The 19,170-nt window shown below is 68.7% G+C and carries 20 protein-coding genes and 1 riboswitch; of the genes, 16 read left to right on the top strand and 4 right to left on the bottom strand.

Annotation, left to right across the window (positions count from 1 at the left end; translation table 11 throughout):
• Positions 1 to 24: 24 nt before the first annotated feature.
• The 8 genes from AC0662_RS10860 to uvrB all read left to right on the top strand — a co-directional run bounded on the left by AC0662_RS10860 (position 25) and on the right by uvrB (position 9,714).
• Entirely contained in the window at positions 25 to 897 is an 873-nt protein-coding gene (locus tag AC0662_RS10860; protein WP_452193999.1) for a phosphotransferase family protein, read from the top strand.
• Between the two features lie 252 nt (positions 898 to 1,149).
• Positions 1,150 to 2,628 (top strand): 30S ribosomal protein S1, encoded by a 1,479-nt coding sequence (rpsA, locus tag AC0662_RS10855; RefSeq protein WP_452193998.1) that lies wholly within the window; start codon positions 1,150 to 1,152, stop codon positions 2,626 to 2,628.
• Positions 2,629 to 2,771: 143 nt separating this feature from the next.
• Positions 2,772 to 3,389 (top strand): dephospho-CoA kinase, encoded by a 618-nt coding sequence (gene coaE, locus AC0662_RS10850; protein WP_452193997.1) that lies wholly within the window; start codon positions 2,772 to 2,774, stop codon positions 3,387 to 3,389.
• 210 nt (positions 3,390 to 3,599) lie between these two features.
• A complete protein-coding gene (locus AC0662_RS10845) occupies positions 3,600 to 4,736 on the top strand; it encodes a PrsW family glutamic-type intramembrane protease (protein WP_452193996.1) in 1,137 nt (378 codons plus the stop codon).
• The gene (locus AC0662_RS10840; protein WP_452193994.1) at positions 4,733 to 5,824 is read left to right on the top strand and encodes a hypothetical protein; all 1,092 of its coding nucleotides are present in this window, start codon (positions 4,733 to 4,735) and stop codon (positions 5,822 to 5,824) included. The genes AC0662_RS10845 and AC0662_RS10840 overlap by 4 nt, the downstream gene beginning before the upstream one ends.
• Complete coding sequence (locus AC0662_RS10835) at positions 5,821 to 6,738, top strand: hypothetical protein (RefSeq protein ID WP_452193992.1); 918 nt, start codon at positions 5,821 to 5,823, stop codon at positions 6,736 to 6,738. Before AC0662_RS10840 ends, AC0662_RS10835 begins: the two co-directional genes overlap by 4 nt.
• Before the next feature lie 31 nt (positions 6,739 to 6,769).
• Positions 6,770 to 7,561, top strand: coding sequence for a hypothetical protein (locus AC0662_RS10830; protein ID WP_478299949.1), 792 nt, complete (start codon positions 6,770 to 6,772; stop codon positions 7,559 to 7,561).
• Positions 7,562 to 7,608: 47 nt separating this feature from the next.
• Positions 7,609 to 9,714, top strand: a complete 2,106-nt coding sequence (uvrB, locus tag AC0662_RS10825) for an excinuclease ABC subunit UvrB (RefSeq protein WP_478299947.1) — start codon at positions 7,609 to 7,611, stop codon at positions 9,712 to 9,714.
• Positions 9,715 to 9,753: 39 nt separating this feature from the next.
• On the opposite strand, the gene AC0662_RS10820 is transcribed toward uvrB, so the two are convergent.
• Positions 9,754 to 10,647, bottom strand: coding sequence for a carbon-nitrogen hydrolase family protein (locus tag AC0662_RS10820; RefSeq protein WP_452193988.1), 894 nt, complete (start codon positions 10,645 to 10,647; stop codon positions 9,754 to 9,756).
• A gap of 79 nt (positions 10,648 to 10,726) precedes the next feature.
• On the opposite strand from AC0662_RS10820, the gene AC0662_RS10815 reads away from it, so the two are divergent.
• The 3 genes from AC0662_RS10815 to AC0662_RS10805 all read left to right on the top strand — a co-directional run bounded on the left by AC0662_RS10815 (position 10,727) and on the right by AC0662_RS10805 (position 12,771).
• Positions 10,727 to 11,095 carry a VOC family protein gene (locus AC0662_RS10815; protein ID WP_452193987.1) on the top strand — a complete coding sequence of 123 codons (369 nt, stop codon included), beginning with the start codon at positions 10,727 to 10,729 and terminating at the stop codon, positions 11,093 to 11,095.
• A 12-nt stretch (positions 11,096 to 11,107) separates the two neighbouring features.
• Positions 11,108 to 11,464, top strand: coding sequence for an MmcQ/YjbR family DNA-binding protein (locus AC0662_RS10810; protein WP_452193986.1), 357 nt, complete (start codon positions 11,108 to 11,110; stop codon positions 11,462 to 11,464).
• A gap of 260 nt (positions 11,465 to 11,724) precedes the next feature.
• Complete coding sequence (locus AC0662_RS10805; RefSeq protein WP_452193985.1) at positions 11,725 to 12,771, top strand: TerC family protein; 1,047 nt, start codon at positions 11,725 to 11,727, stop codon at positions 12,769 to 12,771.
• Positions 12,772 to 12,848: 77 nt separating this feature from the next.
• Here AC0662_RS10805 and AC0662_RS10800 read toward each other — a convergent pair whose 3' ends face one another.
• The 3 genes from AC0662_RS10800 to AC0662_RS10790 are packed head-to-tail and all read right to left on the bottom strand — an operon-like array spanning position 12,849 to position 15,591.
• A complete protein-coding gene (locus AC0662_RS10800) occupies positions 12,849 to 13,715 on the bottom strand; it encodes a C40 family peptidase (protein WP_478299944.1) in 867 nt (288 codons plus the stop codon).
• Positions 13,712 to 14,776, bottom strand: a complete 1,065-nt coding sequence (locus AC0662_RS10795) for a mandelate racemase/muconate lactonizing enzyme family protein (RefSeq protein ID WP_478299942.1) — start codon at positions 14,774 to 14,776, stop codon at positions 13,712 to 13,714. Before AC0662_RS10795 ends, AC0662_RS10800 begins: the two co-directional genes overlap by 4 nt.
• On the bottom strand, positions 14,773 to 15,591 hold the full coding sequence (locus AC0662_RS10790; RefSeq protein WP_478299940.1) for a serine hydrolase: 819 nt from the start codon (positions 15,589 to 15,591) through the stop codon (positions 14,773 to 14,775). The genes AC0662_RS10795 and AC0662_RS10790 overlap by 4 nt, the downstream gene beginning before the upstream one ends.
• A 44-nt stretch (positions 15,592 to 15,635) precedes the next feature.
• Here AC0662_RS10790 and AC0662_RS10785 point away from each other — a divergent pair, with 44 nt between their 5' ends.
• The 5 genes from AC0662_RS10785 to AC0662_RS10765 all read left to right on the top strand — a co-directional run bounded on the left by AC0662_RS10785 (position 15,636) and on the right by AC0662_RS10765 (position 19,039).
• Positions 15,636 to 16,565, top strand: coding sequence for a cobalamin biosynthesis protein (locus tag AC0662_RS10785; RefSeq protein ID WP_478299938.1), 930 nt, complete (start codon positions 15,636 to 15,638; stop codon positions 16,563 to 16,565).
• The gene (locus AC0662_RS10780) at positions 16,556 to 17,236 is read left to right on the top strand and encodes a phosphoglycerate mutase family protein (RefSeq protein WP_478299936.1); all 681 of its coding nucleotides are present in this window, start codon (positions 16,556 to 16,558) and stop codon (positions 17,234 to 17,236) included. The genes AC0662_RS10785 and AC0662_RS10780 overlap by 10 nt, the downstream gene beginning before the upstream one ends.
• The gene (locus tag AC0662_RS10775) at positions 17,227 to 18,198 is read left to right on the top strand and encodes a DUF3500 domain-containing protein (RefSeq protein WP_478299934.1); all 972 of its coding nucleotides are present in this window, start codon (positions 17,227 to 17,229) and stop codon (positions 18,196 to 18,198) included. Before AC0662_RS10780 ends, AC0662_RS10775 begins: the two co-directional genes overlap by 10 nt.
• Before the next feature lie 32 nt (positions 18,199 to 18,230).
• The gene (locus tag AC0662_RS10770) at positions 18,231 to 18,566 is read left to right on the top strand and encodes a metalloregulator ArsR/SmtB family transcription factor (RefSeq protein ID WP_452193974.1); all 336 of its coding nucleotides are present in this window, start codon (positions 18,231 to 18,233) and stop codon (positions 18,564 to 18,566) included.
• Positions 18,563 to 19,039 (top strand): SRPBCC family protein, encoded by a 477-nt coding sequence (locus tag AC0662_RS10765; RefSeq protein ID WP_478299932.1) that lies wholly within the window; start codon positions 18,563 to 18,565, stop codon positions 19,037 to 19,039. The genes AC0662_RS10770 and AC0662_RS10765 overlap by 4 nt, the downstream gene beginning before the upstream one ends.
• A riboswitch (cobalamin riboswitch) is annotated at positions 19,026 to 19,150 on the top strand. It overlaps the preceding gene by 14 nt.
• Positions 19,151 to 19,170: the final 20 nt, after the last annotated feature.

Here is a 19,170-nt window from a genome sequence, read left to right as displayed (position 1 = left end):
GCGCCACACTCTAGTGTCGGGGCCATGAGCGACTTCGCAGCCAGTGCCGTTCCGTTGACGGGTGGGTACGGCGGGCAGACGTTCGCGGTCAGCGCGGGCGGTGAGGACGCCGTACTGAAGTTCTATGTGAAGGACCCGGAGCGGGCCGTTGTCGACGCTGCACTGCTCCAGCTGGTCCGCGGGCTGCTGCCCGTGCCACAGGTGCTGGAGCTGAAGCGGGAGGGGTCGTACGAGGACCCGCCGTACCTGCTGACCGAGCGGCTGCCCGGGGTGAACCTGCAGGTCTTCCTGGAGACAGCGACAGCGGAGCAACGCCGTACGGTCGGTACGCAGCTGGGGGAGTTGCTGGCGCGGCTGAGCGGTATGCCATTCCTCCAGGCCGGCATGTTCCGAGGCAGTGAGCTCAGCGTGGAGCCGTTCGGACTCGGCGACCTGACGGAGTACGTCGCAGGACTGAACCTGAACCTGGGCGACGGCTTCACCACCGTCATCGCCGAGGCAGAGGACCTCCTGGACGGCGGCGTCGACCGCGTCTGCCTCGTGCACAGCGACTTCAACCCGAAGAACCTGCTGGTCGACCCCGGTACGGCGCGGATCACCGGCCTGATCGACTGGGAGTTCAGCCACGCCGGATCGCCGTACGCCGACCTGGGCAACCTGCTGCGGTTCAACGAGGACCCGGTGCTCGCCCGGGCTGTGCTGGACCCGCTCCGTGGGCTGGGCCTGGGAGAACCGCTCGTGGACCTCGGCCGGGCGGCCGATCTGTGGGCGCTGCTGGACCTGGCCGAGCGGGCCGCGGAGCACGAGGTCGCGGCCGCGGCGCACCGCCTGGCCTCCCGGATGGCGGACACCAGGACACTCGCCGGCGGCCGTCCTGGCGTGGACGTCGTACATTGAGATCAGTGGTACGTCGAGAAGCACTCGGCGGGCGTCCGGGAGGTACCGGGTGCCCCAGGTTGTGCTGTCTCCGTCAAGCCCGGTATTCTGTGAGATGCGCTATGGGCCCGCGCGACCTCGGACCGAGCAGGCTCGTGACTCGCAGCAGTCGGTGGTGAATCTGTCGTCTTCAGGCAATCCCGCGGTTTGGTGCGATCCAAAGGAACATGGCGCGACCGCACGACACCACCAGTCCACGGAGCAACCCACCACATGACGGCCAGCATCGAGGCTCCCCTCGACCCCGCAGTTCGCAGCACCCCGCAGGTAGCGGTCAATGACATCGGGTCGGAGGAAGACTTCCTCGCGGCGATCGATCAGACCATCAAGTACTTCAACGACGGCGACATCGTCGAGGGCACCATCGTCAAGGTCGACCGGGACGAGGTCCTGCTCGACATCGGTTACAAGACCGAAGGCGTGATCCCCTCCCGCGAGCTGTCGATCAAGCACGACGTCGACCCGAACGAGGTCGTCAACGTCGGCGACCACGTCGAGGCCCTGGTTCTCCAGAAGGAGGACAAAGAAGGCCGCCTGATCCTCTCGAAGAAGCGCGCCCAGTACGAGAAGGCCTGGGGCACGATCGAGAAGATCAAGGAAGAGGACGGCGTCGTCACCGGTACCGTCATCGAGGTCGTCAAGGGTGGACTCATCCTGGACATCGGCCTCCGCGGCTTCCTCCCGGCCTCGCTCGTCGAGATGCGCCGGGTCCGCGACCTCCAGCCGTACGTCGGCCAGGAGATCGAGGCGAAGATCATCGAGCTGGACAAGAACCGCAACAACGTGGTCCTGTCCCGCCGTGCCTGGCTGGAGCAGACCCAGTCCGAGGTGCGGATGAACTTCCTGACCCAGCTGCAGAAGGGTCAGATCCGCAAGGGCGTCGTCTCCTCGATCGTCAACTTCGGTGCGTTCGTGGACCTCGGCGGCGTCGACGGTCTGGTGCACGTCTCGGAGCTGTCCTGGAAGCACATCGACCACCCGACCGAGGTCGTCGAGGTCGGCCAGGAGGTCACCGTCGAGGTGCTGGACGTCGACATGGACCGCGAGCGTGTCTCGCTGTCCCTGAAGGCGACCCAGGAAGACCCGTGGCAGCAGTTCGCCCGGACCCACCAGATGGGCCAGATCGTGCCCGGCAAGGTCACCAAGCTGGTTCCGTTCGGTGCGTTCGTCCGCGTGGAGGAGGGCATCGAGGGTCTGGTGCACATCTCCGAGCTGGCCGAGCGGCACGTCGAGATCCCGGAGCAGGTCGTCCAGGTCAACGACGACGTCATGGTCAAGATCATCGACATCGACCTCGAGCGCCGGCGGATCTCGCTGTCGCTCAAGCAGGCGAACGAGGGTGTGGACCCGGTCTCGGACGACTTCGACCCGACGCTCTACGGCATGACGGCGACGTACGACGACCAGGGCAACTACATCTACCCGGAGGGCTTCGACCCGGAGACGGGCGAGTGGCTCGAGGGCTTCGACGCGCAGCGTGAGGAGTGGGAGCGGCAGTACGCCGAGGCCCACACGCGCTGGGAGGCCCACAAGAAGCAGATCGAGGAGGCCAAGACGGCCGACGTGGAGGCCGGCGAGGCTTCGACGTACTCCTCGGCTGCTGCCCCGAAGGACGACGCTCCCGTCGAGGGTGCGCTCGCTTCCGACGAGGCGCTGCAGGCGCTCCGCGAGAAGCTGACCGGCCAGGGCTGATCAGTTCGACCCTTCGAGACCCCCGCATCCGGTTCCGGGTGCGGGGGTCTCGCACGTCTGACCGGCCCTTCTCTCCCCCTGGCCCTCCATGGTTCGGGACGGTGGCTCATCGGCCGCCCGGAGCGGGTCGATAGGGTGCAGGCGTGCTGAGAGTGGGACTGACTGGGGGCATCGGTGCCGGGAAGAGTGCGGTGTCGTCGCGCCTTGCCGCGCGAGGGGCCGTGGTGATCGACTCCGACGTACTCGCGCGTGAAGTGGTCGCGCGGGGGACCGACGGGCTGGCCGAGGTGGTGACCGCGTTCGGGCCCGGCGTACTGACGGCCGACGGTGACCTTGACCGGCCGGTTCTGGGGCAGATCGTGTTCGGCGACGAGCCCGCGCGGCGGAAGCTCGAGGCGATCATTCATCCCCGGGTCCGCGCCCGGGCGGCCGAGATCGAGGCAGGTGCCGCGCCGGACGCGATCGTCGTCCACGACATCCCGTTGCTGGTGGAGACCGGTCAGGCGGGCACGTTCGACCTGGTTCTCGTGGTCGACGTACCGGTCGAGGTCCAGGTGGAGCGGCTCACCGCCCAGCGCGGCATGGCTGACGAGGAAGCGAAGCGACGGATCGCCAGCCAGGCCTCCCGGGACGACCGGCTCGCGGCCGCGGACGTCGTCGTTGACAACTCCGGCAGCCTGGTCGACCTGGACCGCCGTCTGGACGAGGTGTGGGCCACACTCGCGGACCGTCAAGGCCACGGTCCGGACACGAAAAGGTGACCCTTGCGCGGTAAATGATGATTCCGGGACCGGCTGTTAGAGAATCTGTCCCGGTTCGGCCCGGTGCGACCCTGCGCGTCCCGGCCGGCCACCGACGGCGCGCCCCGCGCCGGTCCGGACGTCCGAGGTTGGGAGGATGGCGTGGTCTGTCCGCGCTGCAGCTCTGACGTCCCCGAGGTATCGCACTTCTGCCACCACTGTGGCAACGACATGCGGACCGGGGATGCCGAGCGCAAGAAGGCGTACGCCGCCAGGCCAGATGAGCCGGTGGCGTCGTTCAAACTGGTTTCGACGATCATGCCCCAGGGGTCCGGCAAGCAGCCGTACACCTACAAGGTCGCGCTGGGCCTGGCCCTGCTGCTGACCGTCCTGACCGCCGCGCTTGGCGCGCTGCCGGTCGCCATCATGATCGCGGCCTTCGCCATCCCGATCGTCTACATCATCTATCTGTACGACGTGAACCTCTGGGAGGACGAGCCGGTCCCGGTCGTCGCCGCGGCGTTCGTGCTGACCGGCGTACTGGCGGCTGTCTTCACCTGGTTGTGGAAGGACAAGCTGGCGCTCTCGCTGGACACGATCGGCGGAAACAGCGCCGGTCCGTCCGTGCGGGACCTGCTGATCCTGCTGTTGCTGGTGCCGGTGGTGTCGGAGCTGATCCGGCAGATCGGCCCGCTCTACCTGGCCTCGCGGCCGCGGTACGACGACCTGATGGACGGCTTCACCTTCGGTGTGGTCGCCGGTGTCGGGTACGCCTGCTTCGAGACGCTCGTGCTGCACTGGGGCTGGATCAGCGGCGGCTTCGCCGGTCCGGGCAGCAGTGCCGGCACGTGGATCTCGATCGTGCTGCTGCACGGCTTCATCAAGCCGCTCGTGTACGGCTCGGCCACCGGTCTGGCCGGCGCGGAGTTCTCCGGCCTCGGCGAGGGGTACGACGGGTTCACGCCGCGCTGGGTCGCCGCTCTGATCCAGGCGATGGTGGTGAACGCGCTGTTCCAGGGTGGTGTCTACCTGCTCGGTTTCGTCGGCGGTCATGGCTCGACGATCGGCTCGGTCCTCGGTGTCGTCTGGGGTCTAGCGCTGCTCGGCGCACTGATCATCCGGGTCCGGACCGTGCTCCATACGGGTCTGCTCGAGGCGGCGCTGGAGTCGGCCGCGCGCGGTGGCTCCAACCACGCGTCCGGCGACCTGGCGTTCTGCTCGCGCTGTGAGATGCCGCTGCTCCCGCAGTCCGACTTCTGCTCCGCCTGTGGCAACTCGGTCCGTTCGGTACCGAAGTCCGCTCGCGGGGTGGCGGCACCGATCGGCGCCAGTGGGTACGAAGCGACGACTGGGGAGACGCAGGCATGAGCAACCAGCAGCCGCCGTACGGCGGCCAAGGCGGACAGCAGCCGTACGGCGGTCAGCCGGGGCAGTCCGCTCCGCAGGGTCGGCCAGGCCAGCAGCCGCCGGGTCAGCAGCCGCAGGGTCAGCCTGGCTACGGGCAGCAGCCCCAGGGCCAGCCCGGGTACGGCCAGCAGCCTGGGTACGGGCAGCAGCCGCAGGGCCAGCCTGGGTATGGCCAGCAGCCGCAGCACGGCCAGCCGGGTTACGGGCAGCAGCCGGGGCAGGGCCAGTACCCGCAGCAGGGCCAGACCTTCCCGGGTCAGCAGCAGTACCAGCAGCAGCAACAGGGCTACCCCGGCCAGCAGCAGTACCAGCAGGGGTATCAGGGCCAGCAGCAACAGTACGGCGGTCAGCAGCCGTGGGGCGGCCAGCAGGGTGGTCAGCGGGCGCAGCGTAAGAGCGGCCCGAACAAGACCCTGCTGCTCGCCGGCGGTGGCTTCGTGGTCGTCGCGGTGATCGGCGTCATCCTGGCGTTCGTCTTCGGTGGCGACGACAAGAAGGCCGACCCGAGCCCGACCCCGACGACGCAGCCGACAGGGCAGCCGACCACGAAGCCGACGACCGGCCAGAGCACCGAGCCGTCGAGCGGTGACGAGGGCATCGAGGTCGCCGAGGGCGTCTACGTGAAGCCGCAGCCGGGGTACATCCGGAAGAGCCTGGACGGGTTCAACGGTGTCTACCTGCTGAAGCAGGGCGAGGCGTACTTCATGGTGAACGCCTGGAAGGCCGAGGACGGCGAGACCACCGACACGGTGCTGCCGAAGCTGCTGAAGGCCGAGACCAAGGACCTGTCCTCGGTGAAGACCGGCGATCCGAAGGTGACCAAGCCGGGGCCGGACGACAAGACGCCGGTCAAGGTCGTCACCACCCAGAACTTCGACGCGGTCTCGACCAGCCAGAACGGCAGTATGCCGGTGGTCGGCTTCGTCGGCGTGGTCGAGCGGAACGACGGCGTGATCACGATCATCCGGGTGTACGGGCGCAAGGACAAGGTGGCGTCGATCCGGACGGACTCCGACGCGATGCTGCTGTCGGTGGTCAAGAGTCAGTGAGCGGCAAGCGCGACAAGGGCGGCGCCAACCCCTGGGTGAACGAACCCGGGCCGGAGGTGGAGGCCGACGAGCCGGAGAACCAGCTCCCGCCGTCGCCGTGGAACCTCGAGGTCCAGCCGCCGCCGTCGCCGTGGGGCGACCAGGCGTCCGGACCTGGCCCCGGACCCGGTCCGGGGCCAGGTCCCGGTTCCGGTCCGGGGTCCGGGCCTGCGACCGAGACGTCGTCGGCCTGGGGTGACAAGGTCGGGCCGCCGTCGCTGCGGCGGCCCGCGCCCGAGAAGAAGAAGTTCCAGATCCCGCCGCTGATGATCCCGATCGGTGCCGGCGTGATCGTGGTCGTGCTGGTCGCGGTCGCGCTGGTGCTGCTGTCCGGCGGCGACAAGAAGGCGGACCCGTCTCCGTCGCCGAGCACGACCGGTACGCCGACCGCCCCGAAGTCGTCGTACCAGCCGCCGCCGAACGCGCTCCCGGTCGGGTTCGGGGTTTCGCTGGTGCCGCTGCAGGGCTGGACCGTGGTCACCAAGGAGACCCAGGGCAAGCAGGTCGCGACCTACCCGCCGAACGACAACATCAACGCGCGGGCGTTCTTCTGGGTGCGCCAGAAGCAGAACGTCACCGCGAACGCGTACCTGCTCGGGATCGTCGAGGGCGAGACCGAGGAAGAGGTCGCGCAACTCGGCAACGTACGGAACCTGCCGTGCCCCAAGGACGTCTTGGTGGAGTGCGTCGCGATCGACTACACGTCCACGGTCAAGGAGAAGGGCGAGGACGTGAAGGTCAAGGGCTCGGTCGAGGTGTACCGGCGCAAGGACAACGTGGTCACCGCGCTGGACTTCCGGACCCGGGTCGACTTCGCACCGAAGGCCGAGGCGGACGCCGCGATCATGAAGAAGTCCGTGCTCGACAGCCTGTGACGGATCCCCAGAACTACCGCGAGGAACAGCCATGAGTCAGCAGTACGGCACCCAGCCGGGCCCGCCGCCCGCGCCCGCCGCCCCCCGTGGCCCGGGCGGCCCCGGTGGTCCTGGTGGTCCCGGTGCCTGGGGCCCCGGGCCGACGCGCCCGAACCGGCCGCAGAAGTCGAACCGGACGGCGTGGATCCTGATGGCCGGTGCGATCGTCGCGGCGTTGCTGGTGGCGACCGGAGTGGTGCTGCTCGTCAACGGCGGCGGGGACGACAAGCCGGCGTCGCAGCAGACGCCGAACCCGGTCGGCACCATGTACACGCCGTCGCCGACCCCGACGCCGAACGACTCCAAGGGCGCGAACGACGTCGGCGTCGAGGTCGGCTGGGGCGTCTGGTTCACGCCCGCGAAGGGCTGGCTGCCGGACTGGGACAAGTCCAAGGGCGGGAAGAACTACATCCTGCAGCAGTTCAACGCGCGCGGGCTGATCGACGGGTACTACTGGGTCCGCCAGACCGAGCTGTACGACGCGAAGGGTTTCGCGGAGCACCTCGTCGACGTCGAGTCCAACGGCATGCAGGGTGTCCGGATCGGTAAGGGCGTCCAGTGCAAGGCGGCCAGCCCGAACATCAAGGCCTGCTACGCGCTCTCGTACACCGGCGTCTGGGTCGCGAAGAACGGCAAGAAGGTCGCGATGCAGGGCTTCGTGACGGCGTACCAGGACCAGTTCGACCGGACGACGGCGAGCGACGCGGGGCTCGAGACCCGGGTCTACAAACGCCGGGTGAACGAGCTCATCTACATGAACAACACCCTGGTCAAGAGCTTCTGAGCTGGGGTTCTTAGAAACTGTCGGCGCGGCGCCGTACGGTGGTGGGCATGAGACAGGTGTCGGATCTCCAGCGGATGGTCGCCCCGTTGAAGGTGGTGTCGGACTTCGATCCGGCCGGTGACCAGCCGGCCGCGATCGCGGACCTCGAGCGGCGGATCAACGCGGGCGAGCAGGACGTGGTCCTGCTCGGCGCGACGGGTACGGGTAAGACCGCGACGGTCGCGTGGCTGGCCGAGCGGGTGCAGCGCCCGATGCTGATCCTGCAGCCGAACAAGACGCTGGCCGCCCAGTTCGCCAACGAGCTGCGCCAGTTCTTCCCCGAGAACGCCGTCGAGTACTTCGTCTCGTACTACGACTACTACCAGCCCGAGGCGTATGTCCCGCAGACGGACACCTACATCGAGAAGGACTCCTCGATCAACGAGGAGGTCGAGCGGCTCCGGCACTCGGCCACCTGGTCCCTGCTGACCCGGCGCGACGTGGTCGTGGTCGCGACCGTCTCCTGCATCTACGGCCTGGGCTCCGCGGACGAGTACCTGAACCGCATGATCCACGTGAAGGTCGGCACGGAGATGGACCGCGACGGCCTGCTCCGCCAGCTCGTCGGGGTGCAGTACGCGCGCAACGACCTGGCCGGCACTCGCGGCACCTTCCGGGTCCGCGGCGACACGCTCGAGGTCTTCCCGGTGTACCAGGAGCTCGCCGTCCGGGTGGAGTTCTTCGGTGACGAGATCGAGCGGCTGATGACGCTGCACCCGCTGACCGGTGAGGTGCTGAGCGAGGAGGACGAGCTCTACATCGGCGCGGCGACGCACTACGTGACCGCGCCGGAGCGGATGGAGAAGGCGATCACCTCGATCGAGGCCGAGCTCGAGGAGCGGCTGGCCGAGCTCGAGCGCAACGGGCAGCTGCTGGAGGCGCAGCGGCTCCGGATGCGGACGACGTACGACATCGAGATGATGCGGCAGATCGGGACCTGTTCGGGGATCGAGAACTACTCGCGGCACACCGACGGGCGCGAGCCTGGGACGGCGCCGCACTGCCTGCTGGACTACTTCCCCGAGGACTTCGTGCTCGTCATCGACGAGTCGCACGTGACCGTCCCGCAGATCGGTGGGATGTACGAGGGCGACATGTCCCGGAAGCGGACCCTGGTGGAGCACGGGTTCCGGCTGCCGTCCGCGATGGACAACCGGCCGCTGCGCTGGGAGGAGTTCCTGGAGCGGATTGGTCAGACCGTCTACCTCTCCGCGACCCCGGGGCAGTACGAGCAGGACAAGTCCGACGGGTACGTCGAGCAGATCATCCGGCCGACCGGTCTGGTCGACCCCGAGGTGATCGTGAAGCCGACCAAGGGGCAGATCGACGACCTGATCCACGAGATCCGGCTCCGGGTCGAGCGTGACGAGCGGGTGCTGGTCACGACGCTGACCAAGAAGATGTCCGAGGACCTCACCGACTACCTGCTGGAGATGGGGATCCGGACCAGGTATCTGCACAGTGAGGTCGACACGCTGCGCCGCGTCGAGCTGCTGCGTGAGCTGCGGATGGGCGAGTTCGACGTCCTGGTCGGTATCAACCTGCTCCGCGAAGGTCTGGACCTGCCCGAGGTTTCGCTGGTCGCGATCCTGGACGCCGACAAGGAAGGCTTCCTGCGGTCCGGCCGCTCGCTGATCCAGACCATCGGCCGTGCGGCGCGAAACGTCTCCGGCCAGGTGTTCATGTACGCCGACAAGATCACCCCGTCGATGGAGTTGGCGATCGACGAGACGAACCGGCGGCGCGCGAAGCAGATCGCGTACAACGAGGAGCAGGGTGTCGATCCGCAGCCGCTGCGGAAGAAGATCGCCGACATCACCGACATGCTGGCTCGCGAGGACGCGGACACCGCGGAGCTGCTCGGCTCCGGCCGCACGCAGTCCCGCGGCAAGGCCCCGGTACCGGGTGGCGGCAAGGCGAAGGCGGGCGAGAAGGCGAAGGAGCTGGCCGGTGGCCTGCCGTCGTCCGATCTGGCCGATCTGATCCAGCAGCTGACGGACCAGATGCACAACGCCGCCGCCGAGCTCCAGTTCGAGGTCGCCGCCCGCTACCGCGACGAGATCTCCGAACTGAAGAAGGAGCTCCGCCAGATGACCAACGCCGGCGCGAAGTAGCTCGAGTAGTCCAGTAGCCGAGTACGCCGGGGGTGACCGTCAGTTCCGGCGTACGACGGTCTGGTGGGGTGACTCGTCCACGGACAGCGTGAAGATGTCCGGGCGGGCGTAGTGGCCGACCGAGTCGAAGTCGAAGTACCCGCGGTCGAGCTCGGCCAGGTCGAGTTCCGCGACGAGGATGCCTTCGCCGGCGCGCAGCGGGCCGGCGAGGATCTCGCCGAGCGGGGAGATGATCGTGCTGCCGCCGTTGATCAGGACGGCGCCGTCGTCGCCGGTCAGGTACTGGTTGGCGCTGATCACGAAGCAGCGGCCTTCGAGCGCGATGTGGCGCATCGTCGCCTGCCACTGGTCGCGGTCGTCGACCGTCGGTGCACACCAGAGCTGCACGCCCTTGGCATACATCGACTGCCGGAACAGCGGCATGTAGTTCTCCCAGCAGATCGCCGCGCCGAGCACTCCGAGGTCGGTCCGTACGGCGGGCATCGTCGAGCCGTCGCCTTGGCCCCAGAGATAACGCTCGGCCGCCGTCGGCATCAGCTTGCGGTGGTGCGCGACCAGTCCGGCGTCGGGCGAGATGAAGACGGCCGTGCAGTACAGCGTCCCGCCGTCGCGCTCGATCACGCCGACGACGAGGTGTACCGCGAGTTCGCTGGCGAGCTCGGCCAGCCGCGTGACTTCCGGTCCGTCCAACTCGACCGCGGCCTGCCGGTAGCGCCGGTACAGCTCGCGGCCCTCCGGCGACCGCGACCCGACCACGATGCCGAAGTCCTCGCCCTTGGGATAACCGCCCAGGAACGCCTCCGGCAGCACGATCAGGCGAGCGCCGGCCGCGTCCGCCTCACGGACATACTGCTCCGCCTTCGCCAGCGTCGCGGGCGTGTCGAACAGGATCGATCCGGCTTGGACGGCGGCAACGACGACAGGTGATGTCATGGCGAGCAGCGTAGTTCTGTCGCCGCGGCGGTCTAGTGTGCGGTTCAGAGACTTCACGTGGGATTTCAGGGGAGGAAGCATGTTCGATCACGTGTCGCTGCAGTGCGACGATGTAGCCGCGAGCCGGCGCTTCTACGAGACCGTGCTGGCCCCGCTGGGGATCTCGGTGTCGCTGGATTTCGGCGACGTTCTCGGGCTCGCCGGGACGGACGGCGTACCGAAGTTCTGGCTCGGTGGGCACAACACCGGCGGGGCGCAGCGGGAGATCCACGTGGCGTTCACCGCGCCGAACCGGGGGACCGTCGACACCGTCCATCGGGCGGTCACGGAGCTCGGGGCCGAAGTACTGCACGAGCCGAAGGAGTGGCCGGAGTACCACCCGGGGTACTACGCGGTGTTCATGCGCGACCCGGACGGGAACAACGTCGAGGTCGTCTCGCACAGCTGACGGAGGACCGTGATGACGCGACTGGCCGGTGACAACATCCTCGACTACTGCCTGGGCAAGCCGGGCGCCTGGCAGGACGAGCCGTGGGAGGGGGACGTGGTCGCGAAGGTCGGGGACAAGATCTTCGCGTTCCTCGGTGACGGCGGCGTCGGGCTCAAGTGCGGGGCGAACCGGGAGGAGGCCGACGAGTTGGTGGAGACCTATCCCGACGACGTCAGCAAGATGGCCTACATCGGGCGGGCCGGCTGGAACACGGTGCGGTTCGGGGGAGCGGTGCCGGATGACGAGGTGCTGGAGTTGATCGACGCCTCGTACGACACCGTGGTCGCGAAGCTGCCGAAGCGGCAACGACCGGCCGTCCAGGATTGATCATTCGCCAATAGATCACGCGCTGCAACTATTCCCTGACCCAGTTGTGACGATGTCGACAGGCGGACACGGGCCTCAGGATTTGGAGTCTTGGACATTCAGCCGTCAGAATGGGTGCAGAGAAGGGGAGTATTCCTTTCGCGGCGGCATCGTCATCACGGTCCAGGTCATCCCGGACCCGGTGCCTCCGGCGTCACTCACGGTGACGCGGAAGAGACCTTCGGAGTAGATGGTTTTCGTCTGAGCTCCGGAGGATTTCTGTGCACGTTGCTGACTACGTTTGGTACATCACCGTCGGGGTGCTGCTCGCGCTGCTGGCGTTCGACGTCTTCGTCATCGGCCGCCGCCCGCACGAGCCGAGCACCAGGGAGTCCGCGACCGCGATCGCGTTCTACGTCGGTCTCGCGGTGGTCTTCGGCCTCGGTGTCTGGTGGTTCTCCGGTGGGCAGTACGCCGGGGAGTTCTTCGCCGGCTGGCTCACCGAGTACAGCCTGAGCGTCGACAACCTGTTCATCTTCCTGATCATCATGGCCAGGTTCGGGGTGCCGAGGAAGTATCAGCAGACCGCGCTGCTGGTCGGCATCATCCTGGCGCTGGTGTTCCGCGGCATCTTCATCGCCGTCGGCGCGGCCGCGATCAACCAGTTCTCCTGGGTCTTCTACATCTTCGGCGCGTTCTTGGTGTACACCGCGATCCACCTCGCCAAGCAGGGCGAGAACGATGACGACGACTTCAAGGAGAACGCCGTCATCCGGTTCGCGAAGAAGCGGCTGAACGCCACCGACGAGTACAACGGCGTCAAGCTCACGCTCAAGAAGAACGGCAAGCGCCTCGTCACCCCGATGGCGCTCGTGATCATCGCGCTCGGTACCACCGACCTGCTGTTCGCGCTCGACTCGATTCCGGCGATCTACGGCCTGACCCAGGAGCCGTTCCTGGTCTTCACCGCGAACGTGTTCGCGCTGATGGGTCTGCGGCAGCTGTACTTCCTGCTCGGCGACCTGCTGAAGCGCCTGGTGTACCTGTCGCTGGGGCTGTCGGTGGTGCTCGCGTTCATCGGCGTGAAGCTGGTCCTGCACGCGATGCACGTGAACGAGCTGCCGTTCATCAACGGCGGTCACCACATCGACTGGGCGCCGGAGATCCCGATCTGGTTCTCCCTCGGCTTCATCATCGTGACGCTCGGCATCACGACGGTGCTGAGCCTGCACAAGTCCCGCAAGCTCGCCGTCGAAGCCCCGGCTCAGCAGCCCGCGCCGGAGCAGGACACCCAGCAGGCGCAAGAGCTGCACCACAAGGAGTCCTGAGACCGGACGTCGTGGCCTGAGACCTGACACAGCAGGTCTCAGGCCACCGTTTCGTGTCTCAGGACACGACTTCGGGGTCAGAAGCGAGCGGCCCGGATCAGGGTGGCGCGGCGGTCGTCCGTCAGCGGGCCGTCCTCCAGGCGCTTGCCGGTTTCCGAGGCGTGCAGCATGCCGGCCGCGGAGACGAAGCCGACGTGGTGGATCGTCTTCTGCGGGCGTGCGAAGAAGTAGAGGTCACCGGGCTGGGCCTCGTCGATCGGGATGTTCGGGAGCGCGTCGGCCTGGTCGTGCGCATCGCGCGGCGTCCGCAGACCGAGCACCCGGCTGACCGCGTGGATCAACCCGGAGCAGTCCAGCCCGTACGCCGACGTACCGCCCCACAGGTATTCGAGGCCGAGGAACTGCTGGCCGAGGCGCAGGCGGTCTTCGGCGTCGGACGGCTCCGACCCGGAGCGCAGTACGGCGTCCGCGAGCCAGCCGGAGCCACCGTCGGGCGTTGCCACGCGGGTGTGCCCGTCAGCGTGCTCGTCGGAGGCCAGCACGGTCGCGAAGGACAGCTCGGCCAGCGGTTGGCCACCGGGCTCGGCGAGCAGCATCGCGGTCGGTACGGCGATCGCGACCGGGTCGGCCGCACTGGTCGGCAGCTCACCCAGGTGGCTCGACGGGACCCAGCCCGGGTACCCGAGCTCGTCCTGGGACGACGGCTGCCAGGGCGCGACGATCTCGGACCAGCCGTCCCGTTCGGAGCGCACCAGGACGGGCTCGGCGAACAGCAGCTGCGTGAGGGTCCGGCCGTGCAGGCCGAGGCGGGTCTCGGTGTCCATCGACTTGGCCCAGGCGGCCACATCGGGCTGGTCGGCGGTGGCCGGGGCGTCGATGTCGCGCGGCGCGTCCGGCGAGGTCCAGACCGTGCTGACCGGGACGTTGGTGGCGGCTAACTTCATGCGGTCAAGCCTGTCACGCCCAGTCCCGGAGCAGAAGGCAGGTGGATCAGGGAGCCGTCGTACCGGATCCCGCCGGTCACCGGCGCCTCGCGGAGCCACCAGGCGGCGTCCAGGTCGTTGACCGCGGTCGTCGGGTACGCCGAGACGAGGGCCGCCGCCGCGCCGACGCCGACGTGGCTCTCCATCATGCAGCCGACGATCGCGCCCAGCCCGTGCTCACGGGCCAGTTCGAGCAGCGTGCGGGCCGGCGCGAGGCCGCCGCACTTCGCGAGCTTCACGTTCACCAGGTCGGCCGCGCCCTGCCGGATCACCGCCACCAGGTCGCGGACGCCGTACACGGACTCGTCGGCGAGGATCGGCGTCCAGACCCGGTCGGTGACCCACGCCATTCCCTCCAGATCGGCCGCGGCGACCGGCTGCTCGACCAGTTCGATCGCGCACCCGGCGTCCTCGAGCTCCCGGATGACCCGCACCGCGTCGCGGCGGGACCAGCCCTGGTTCGCATCGAGTCGCAGTCGCGGCTCCGGACCGATCGCCTCGCGCACCCGGCGTACCCGCTCGATGTCTCCACGAGCGTCGGTCCCGACCTTGATCTTCAGTACGTCGAACCCGTCCGCGACCCGCGCCCGACCGGCCTCGGCCAGCGCGGCGGCTGCGCCGACCGACAACGTCACGTCCGTTTGCACCACGTCGACCGTCGACCCGAGGAACTCGTGCAAGGTCTGACCGCGGCGCCGGGCGGCGAGGTCGTGCAGCGCGACGTCGACCGCGTCCTTCGCGCCGAAGTTGCCGACCGCCGCGCCCTGCACCCGGCGCAGCGCCTCGGTCAGGTCGTCGGGACCGAGCCCATTCAGCGCGGTCGTGATCGGGCCCTCGATGCAGGCCTGCGAACCGGCCAGCGAGTCGCCGGTCACCTTCCAGACCTGCGGCGCCTCGCCCCAGCCGCTCAGCTCGCCGTCGCTCACCTCGACGAGGAGCGACTCGACGTGAGTGGCGGTCCGGAGCGCGGTGACGAAGGGGGTGTGCAGCGGTGCGGACACCAGATGGGTGGTGATCTTCACCGGACTGCCTCCAGGTTGTGGCGGTTGTTCCACGCCTCGAGAGCGATCGCCGCGATCAGCTTCTGCGCGGCGGCGTCCGGCAGGTCGGACGTCGTACAGACCACCAGCACGAACGGGTCGGCGTCGGTGGGGCGGACGATCCCGCCGTCGTGCCGGATCCGGGTGTCCCAGCCGTTCTTGTGCTCGACCCGGGTGCCGGCCGGCAGTTGCGCGGGGATCTCGCCGTTCCACTGGTTGCCGGCCAGCAGATCACGCAGGTAGTCGTCCTCCTGCTTGCCAACAGCAACGAGTACGCCGGCCAGGCCGGCCGGGCTCATCAGATTGCTGATCCCGGCGCGCTGCGCGGCCGAGTCGTCGATCCCGCGCTGGATCTTGGACTCCGGCGCCGTCGAGCCTGGGAGCGTCGAGGCGGCCAGCGCCGCGTGGGCCGCCGCGATGCCGACCTGCTCGAGGACGAGGTCGGTCGCGAGGTTGCTGGAGCGGGTGATCATCTCCGTGGCCAGCCATCCGAGCGGCGCCGACGAACCCATCCGCTCCCAGGTCGCCGGCGCCTCGTCCTCGTCCGGATCCACCCCGAACCGGCCGCCGGCCGCGGACTCGAAGTCGTTGTGCACGGTCACCGGCTGGTCGAGCGCCAGCTCACCGGCCTCGACCTTGCGCAGCATCGCCATCGCCACCGGCAGCTTCATCGTGCTCGCGGAGTAGTGCCCGCGTTCCGCCTCGTGCTCGAACACCGGTACGCCGTCCGAGCGGCCCAGCCAGACGCCGAATGTGCCGCTCCCGTCGACCTCCTGGAGCAGCTTCGCGATTCCCATGGCGCTCACCCAATCACAGGGCCGGACCTGGCAGACTTCCAAGGGTGTCCCGGGCCATCGGTGTTCTCCTCGGCTTCGCCGCCGACCGCCTTCTCGGCGATCCCCGGCGCTTACACCCGGTGGCCGGCTTCGGCCGGACCGCCGCGCGCCTGGAGCAGCAGGTGTACGCCGATTCGCGCCTGGCCGGTGCCGCGTACACCGCGATCCTCGTCGGCACCACGACCGCAGCCGGGATCGCCGTCGAACGAGCCACCCGCAACCACCCGGTGCTGCACACGATCGCGACCGCCGCCGCGACCTGGACGGTGCTGGGCGCCCGCAGCCTGGAGCGCGAGGCCGAGACGATGGCCGGCTTGCTGGAGGAGAAGGACATCCCGGCCGCCCGCGACCGCCTCGGTCATCTGTGCGCGCGCGACGCGACCGATCTCGAAGCCGACGAGCTCGCTCGTGCGACCGTCGAGTCCGTCGCGGAGAACACGTCGGACGCCTGCGTCGCGCCGCTGCTGTGGGGCGGCGTCTTCGGTGTCCCGGGGCTGCTCGGGTACCGCGCGGCCAACACGCTTGACGCGATGGTCGGTTACCGGTCTCCGAAGTACGAGAACTTCGGGTGGGCGGCGGCGCGACTGGACGACGTACTCAATCTGTTGCCGGCTCGGGTCTGCGCGGTGCTCACCGGTCTGGTGGCGGGTCGGCCGAAGGAGGCCATCGGCGTCTGGCAGCGGGATGCCGGCCGGCATCCGAGTCCGAACGCGGGGCCGGTCGAGGCGGCGTTCGCCGGCGCACTCGGGCTGACGCTCGGCGGTACGAACAGTTACGGGACCTATCAGGAGGACCGCGGCACGCTCGGCGACGGACCGGCGCCGACGGTGACCGACGTCCGGCGTACGGCGGCACTCGCGACCAAGGTCGGCGCGGCAGCGGCCGGAATGGCTGCGGTCGTAGCGGTCCTGGGAAAGGGGAAGCGATGGGGCTGAGTCACCGGCCGTTGCGGATCGCGCTGATCCGGCACGGCGAGTCCGAGGCGAACCTGGACAAGCGGATCTACGAACGCGTCCCGGACCACGCGGTCCGGCTGACGCCGGTGGGGCGCGAGCAGGCGGCCAAAGCCGGCAAGGAGCTGCGGGAGGTGTTCGAGAACGAGCCGGTCCGGGTGTACGTCTCGCCGTACCTGCGGGCCCGGCAGACGCTGGACTCGCTCGGGCTGGACGACCTGATCCGGATGCCGTGCGAGGAGCCGCGGCTGCGCGAGCAGGACTGGGCGAACCTGCAGGACACCGAGGACATCAAGCAGCAGGAGCAGCTCCGGGACTCGTTCGGGCACTTCTTCTACCGGTTCACCCACGGCGAGTCGGGCGCGGACGTGTACGACCGGGTGTCGACGTTCCTGGAGACGATGCACCGCGACTTCGACTCCCCGAACGCGCCGCAGAACGTGCTGCTGGTGTCGCACGGGCTGACCATGCGGCTGTTCTGCATGCGGTGGTTCCACTGGTCGGTCGGGTTCGTCGAGTCGCTGCGCAACCCGGACAACGCGGAAACACGCGTCCTGCTGCGGCAACCCGATTTCCGGTACAAGCTGGACCGGCCGTTCGAACAGTGGACACCTTACGAACCGACGGAACGGGAGCGATCGGCATGGTTGTAGCGCAGACGCGGGACGCCGTACTGGATCTGCTGGCAAGCCTCACGCAGGCGCAGCTGGACAAGATCCGGGCGCCGTTCGACACCCCGGACCACAAGGAGTGGACCTACCTGCCGGGGGACCGGGCCGGCCTGCCGCTGTCCGAGCTGACGCCCGAGCAGCAGTTGCTGGCGAAGCGCCTGGTCGAGCTCGGATGCAGTGAGCGTGGCGCGGCGGACTCGTGGGCGGTGCTGGACGCGGAGGTGATCCTGCGCGGGATCCCGGCGCTGCCGGCGTCGGGGGACTGGGAGGGCTCGGTCCTCGGCGGCCGGTACTTCCTCCGGGTGCTCGGCGACCCGTCCGGCACCGAGCCGTGGGCCTGGCGGCTGAACGGGCACCACCTCGCGCTGCACGTGACGTTCGTCGACGGCGCGGTCGCGTTCACACCGCAGTTCATCGGGTCGAACCCGGCCGAGGCGCGGACCGGACCCGAGGCGGGCCGACGGTTCCTCGCGGCCGAGCAAGACCTGGGCTTCCAGCTCCTGCACGCCCTCGAACCGGGCCAGCTGGAGATCGCGCACGTCTCACCGGACGCCCCCGACGACATGCTGACTCGCCACGACCCGGTCGCCGACGCTTCGCTACTGCACCGCGGCCTCGGGTACGGCGACATGACCGAGGACCAGCGTCAGCTCCTCAGCCTGCTCATCGGCCAGTACGTCGGCCGCGCCGCCGGCCCGATCGGTCTGCAGACCTGGCAGGACATCACCGAACACGGCATCGAGCGCCTTACCTTCGCCTGGGCCGGTGAGACCCAGCCCGGCGTCGGCCACCGCCACTACTACTCGATCGCCGGCCCCAGTTTCCTCGCCGAGTACGACAACACCCAGGACAACGCCAACCACATCCACTCGGTCTGGCGCGACCTCCGCAACGACTGGGGCACCGACCTGCTCGCCGCCCACTACGCGCTTCATAAGGCTTGACTTATGTAAACAATCATTGACACACTGAAGAGGTGGAGATCTTCAGTGCGCTCGCGGACGGCACCCGGCGGCGGATCGTCGAGTTGCTGGCCCGGGGTGAGCGGACGGCCGGTGAGCTGGCGAACGAGTTCAGCAGCACCCGGCCGGCGGTCGCGCACCATCTGAAGGTGCTGCGGGAGGCAGGTCTGGTCCGGCGGCGCGTCGACGCGCAGCGCCGGGTCTACAGCCTCGACGCGCGCGGCTTCGGTGAGCTCGAGCAGTGGGTCGCCACGCAACGGCAGTTCTGGGACCGGCACCTCGACCGTCTGGACGCGCGGATCCGCGCCGACCTCGCGGCGGGCGACACACCTGACAGGAGACAGTCATGACAGATCTGGGCACCCTCACCGAGGGCGTCGTACGGCTGGAGCGCAGCTTTCCGGTGGATATCGAGACGCTGTGGTCGTACCTCACCTCGAAGGACGGCCTCCGCCGCTGGATCGCCGACGGGGAGATTGGGCCGGACGGCGCCCTGCTCGTCATGCACGACAACCAGGGCGACCCGATCAGCGGCAAGACGCTGGCCTGGGAACCGCCCCGGCTGGCCGAGTTCGAGTGGAACGGCGGGCCGACGCAGCCTGCGGACAGCATCGTCCGATTCGAGCTGACCCCGGAGCCGGACGGCACCCGGCTTGTTCTCACCCACGGCAGGCTGACGGATCAGGGGCACGGCCTGGACTTCGTCTCCGGCTGGCACTACCACCTCGACACACTGGCCGCCGTCGTTGTCGACGCCGAACCTGGCTCAGACCGCGCGACCTGGGAGGAACTCAAGAGCCGGTACGCCGCGTCGGTCGGCTAGAGTCGGCGACGTCATTCGACGGCATCAGCAGGAACCCGGTGTGAGTCCGGGGCGGTCCCGCCACTGTGACCCGTAAGGGGAGTCAGGAACTGCCGCCGTCGTACCTGGAGTCGGGGCGTGGATACCCCGGG

It is taken from the genome of Kribbella sp. NPDC043289, assembly GCF_056436705.1.
The sequence above is the reverse complement of the archived record's forward strand: the minus strand, read 5'-3'. Positions and strand labels throughout refer to the sequence as shown.

Excerpts from the sequence above, each read along its gene's own strand:
- rpsA (WP_452193998.1), top strand. The coding sequence starts at position 1,150 with ATGACGGCCAGCATCGAGGCTCCCCTCGACCCCGCAGTTCGCAGCACC.
- AC0662_RS10840 (WP_452193994.1), top strand. The coding sequence starts at position 4,733 with ATGAGCAACCAGCAGCCGCCGTACGGCGGCCAAGGCGGACAGCAGCCG.
- AC0662_RS10815 (WP_452193987.1), top strand. The coding sequence starts at position 10,727 with ATGTTCGATCACGTGTCGCTGCAGTGCGACGATGTAGCCGCGAGCCGG.
- uvrB (WP_478299947.1), top strand. The coding sequence starts at position 7,609 with ATGAGACAGGTGTCGGATCTCCAGCGGATGGTCGCCCCGTTGAAGGTG.
- AC0662_RS10860 (WP_452193999.1), top strand. The coding sequence starts at position 25 with ATGAGCGACTTCGCAGCCAGTGCCGTTCCGTTGACGGGTGGGTACGGC.
- AC0662_RS10780 (WP_478299936.1), top strand. The coding sequence starts at position 16,556 with ATGGGGCTGAGTCACCGGCCGTTGCGGATCGCGCTGATCCGGCACGGC.
- AC0662_RS10765 (WP_478299932.1), top strand. The coding sequence starts at position 18,563 with ATGACAGATCTGGGCACCCTCACCGAGGGCGTCGTACGGCTGGAGCGC.
- AC0662_RS10810 (WP_452193986.1), top strand. The coding sequence starts at position 11,108 with ATGACGCGACTGGCCGGTGACAACATCCTCGACTACTGCCTGGGCAAG.
- AC0662_RS10790 (WP_478299940.1), bottom strand. The coding sequence starts at position 15,591 with ATGGGAATCGCGAAGCTGCTCCAGGAGGTCGACGGGAGCGGCACATTC.
- AC0662_RS10820 (WP_452193988.1), bottom strand. The coding sequence starts at position 10,647 with ATGACATCACCTGTCGTCGTTGCCGCCGTCCAAGCCGGATCGATCCTG.
- AC0662_RS10775 (WP_478299934.1), top strand. The coding sequence starts at position 17,227 with ATGGTTGTAGCGCAGACGCGGGACGCCGTACTGGATCTGCTGGCAAGC.
- AC0662_RS10845 (WP_452193996.1), top strand. The coding sequence starts at position 3,600 with ATGCGGACCGGGGATGCCGAGCGCAAGAAGGCGTACGCCGCCAGGCCA.
- AC0662_RS10830 (WP_478299949.1), top strand. The coding sequence starts at position 6,770 with ATGAGTCAGCAGTACGGCACCCAGCCGGGCCCGCCGCCCGCGCCCGCC.
- AC0662_RS10800 (WP_478299944.1), bottom strand. The coding sequence starts at position 13,715 with ATGAAGTTAGCCGCCACCAACGTCCCGGTCAGCACGGTCTGGACCTCG.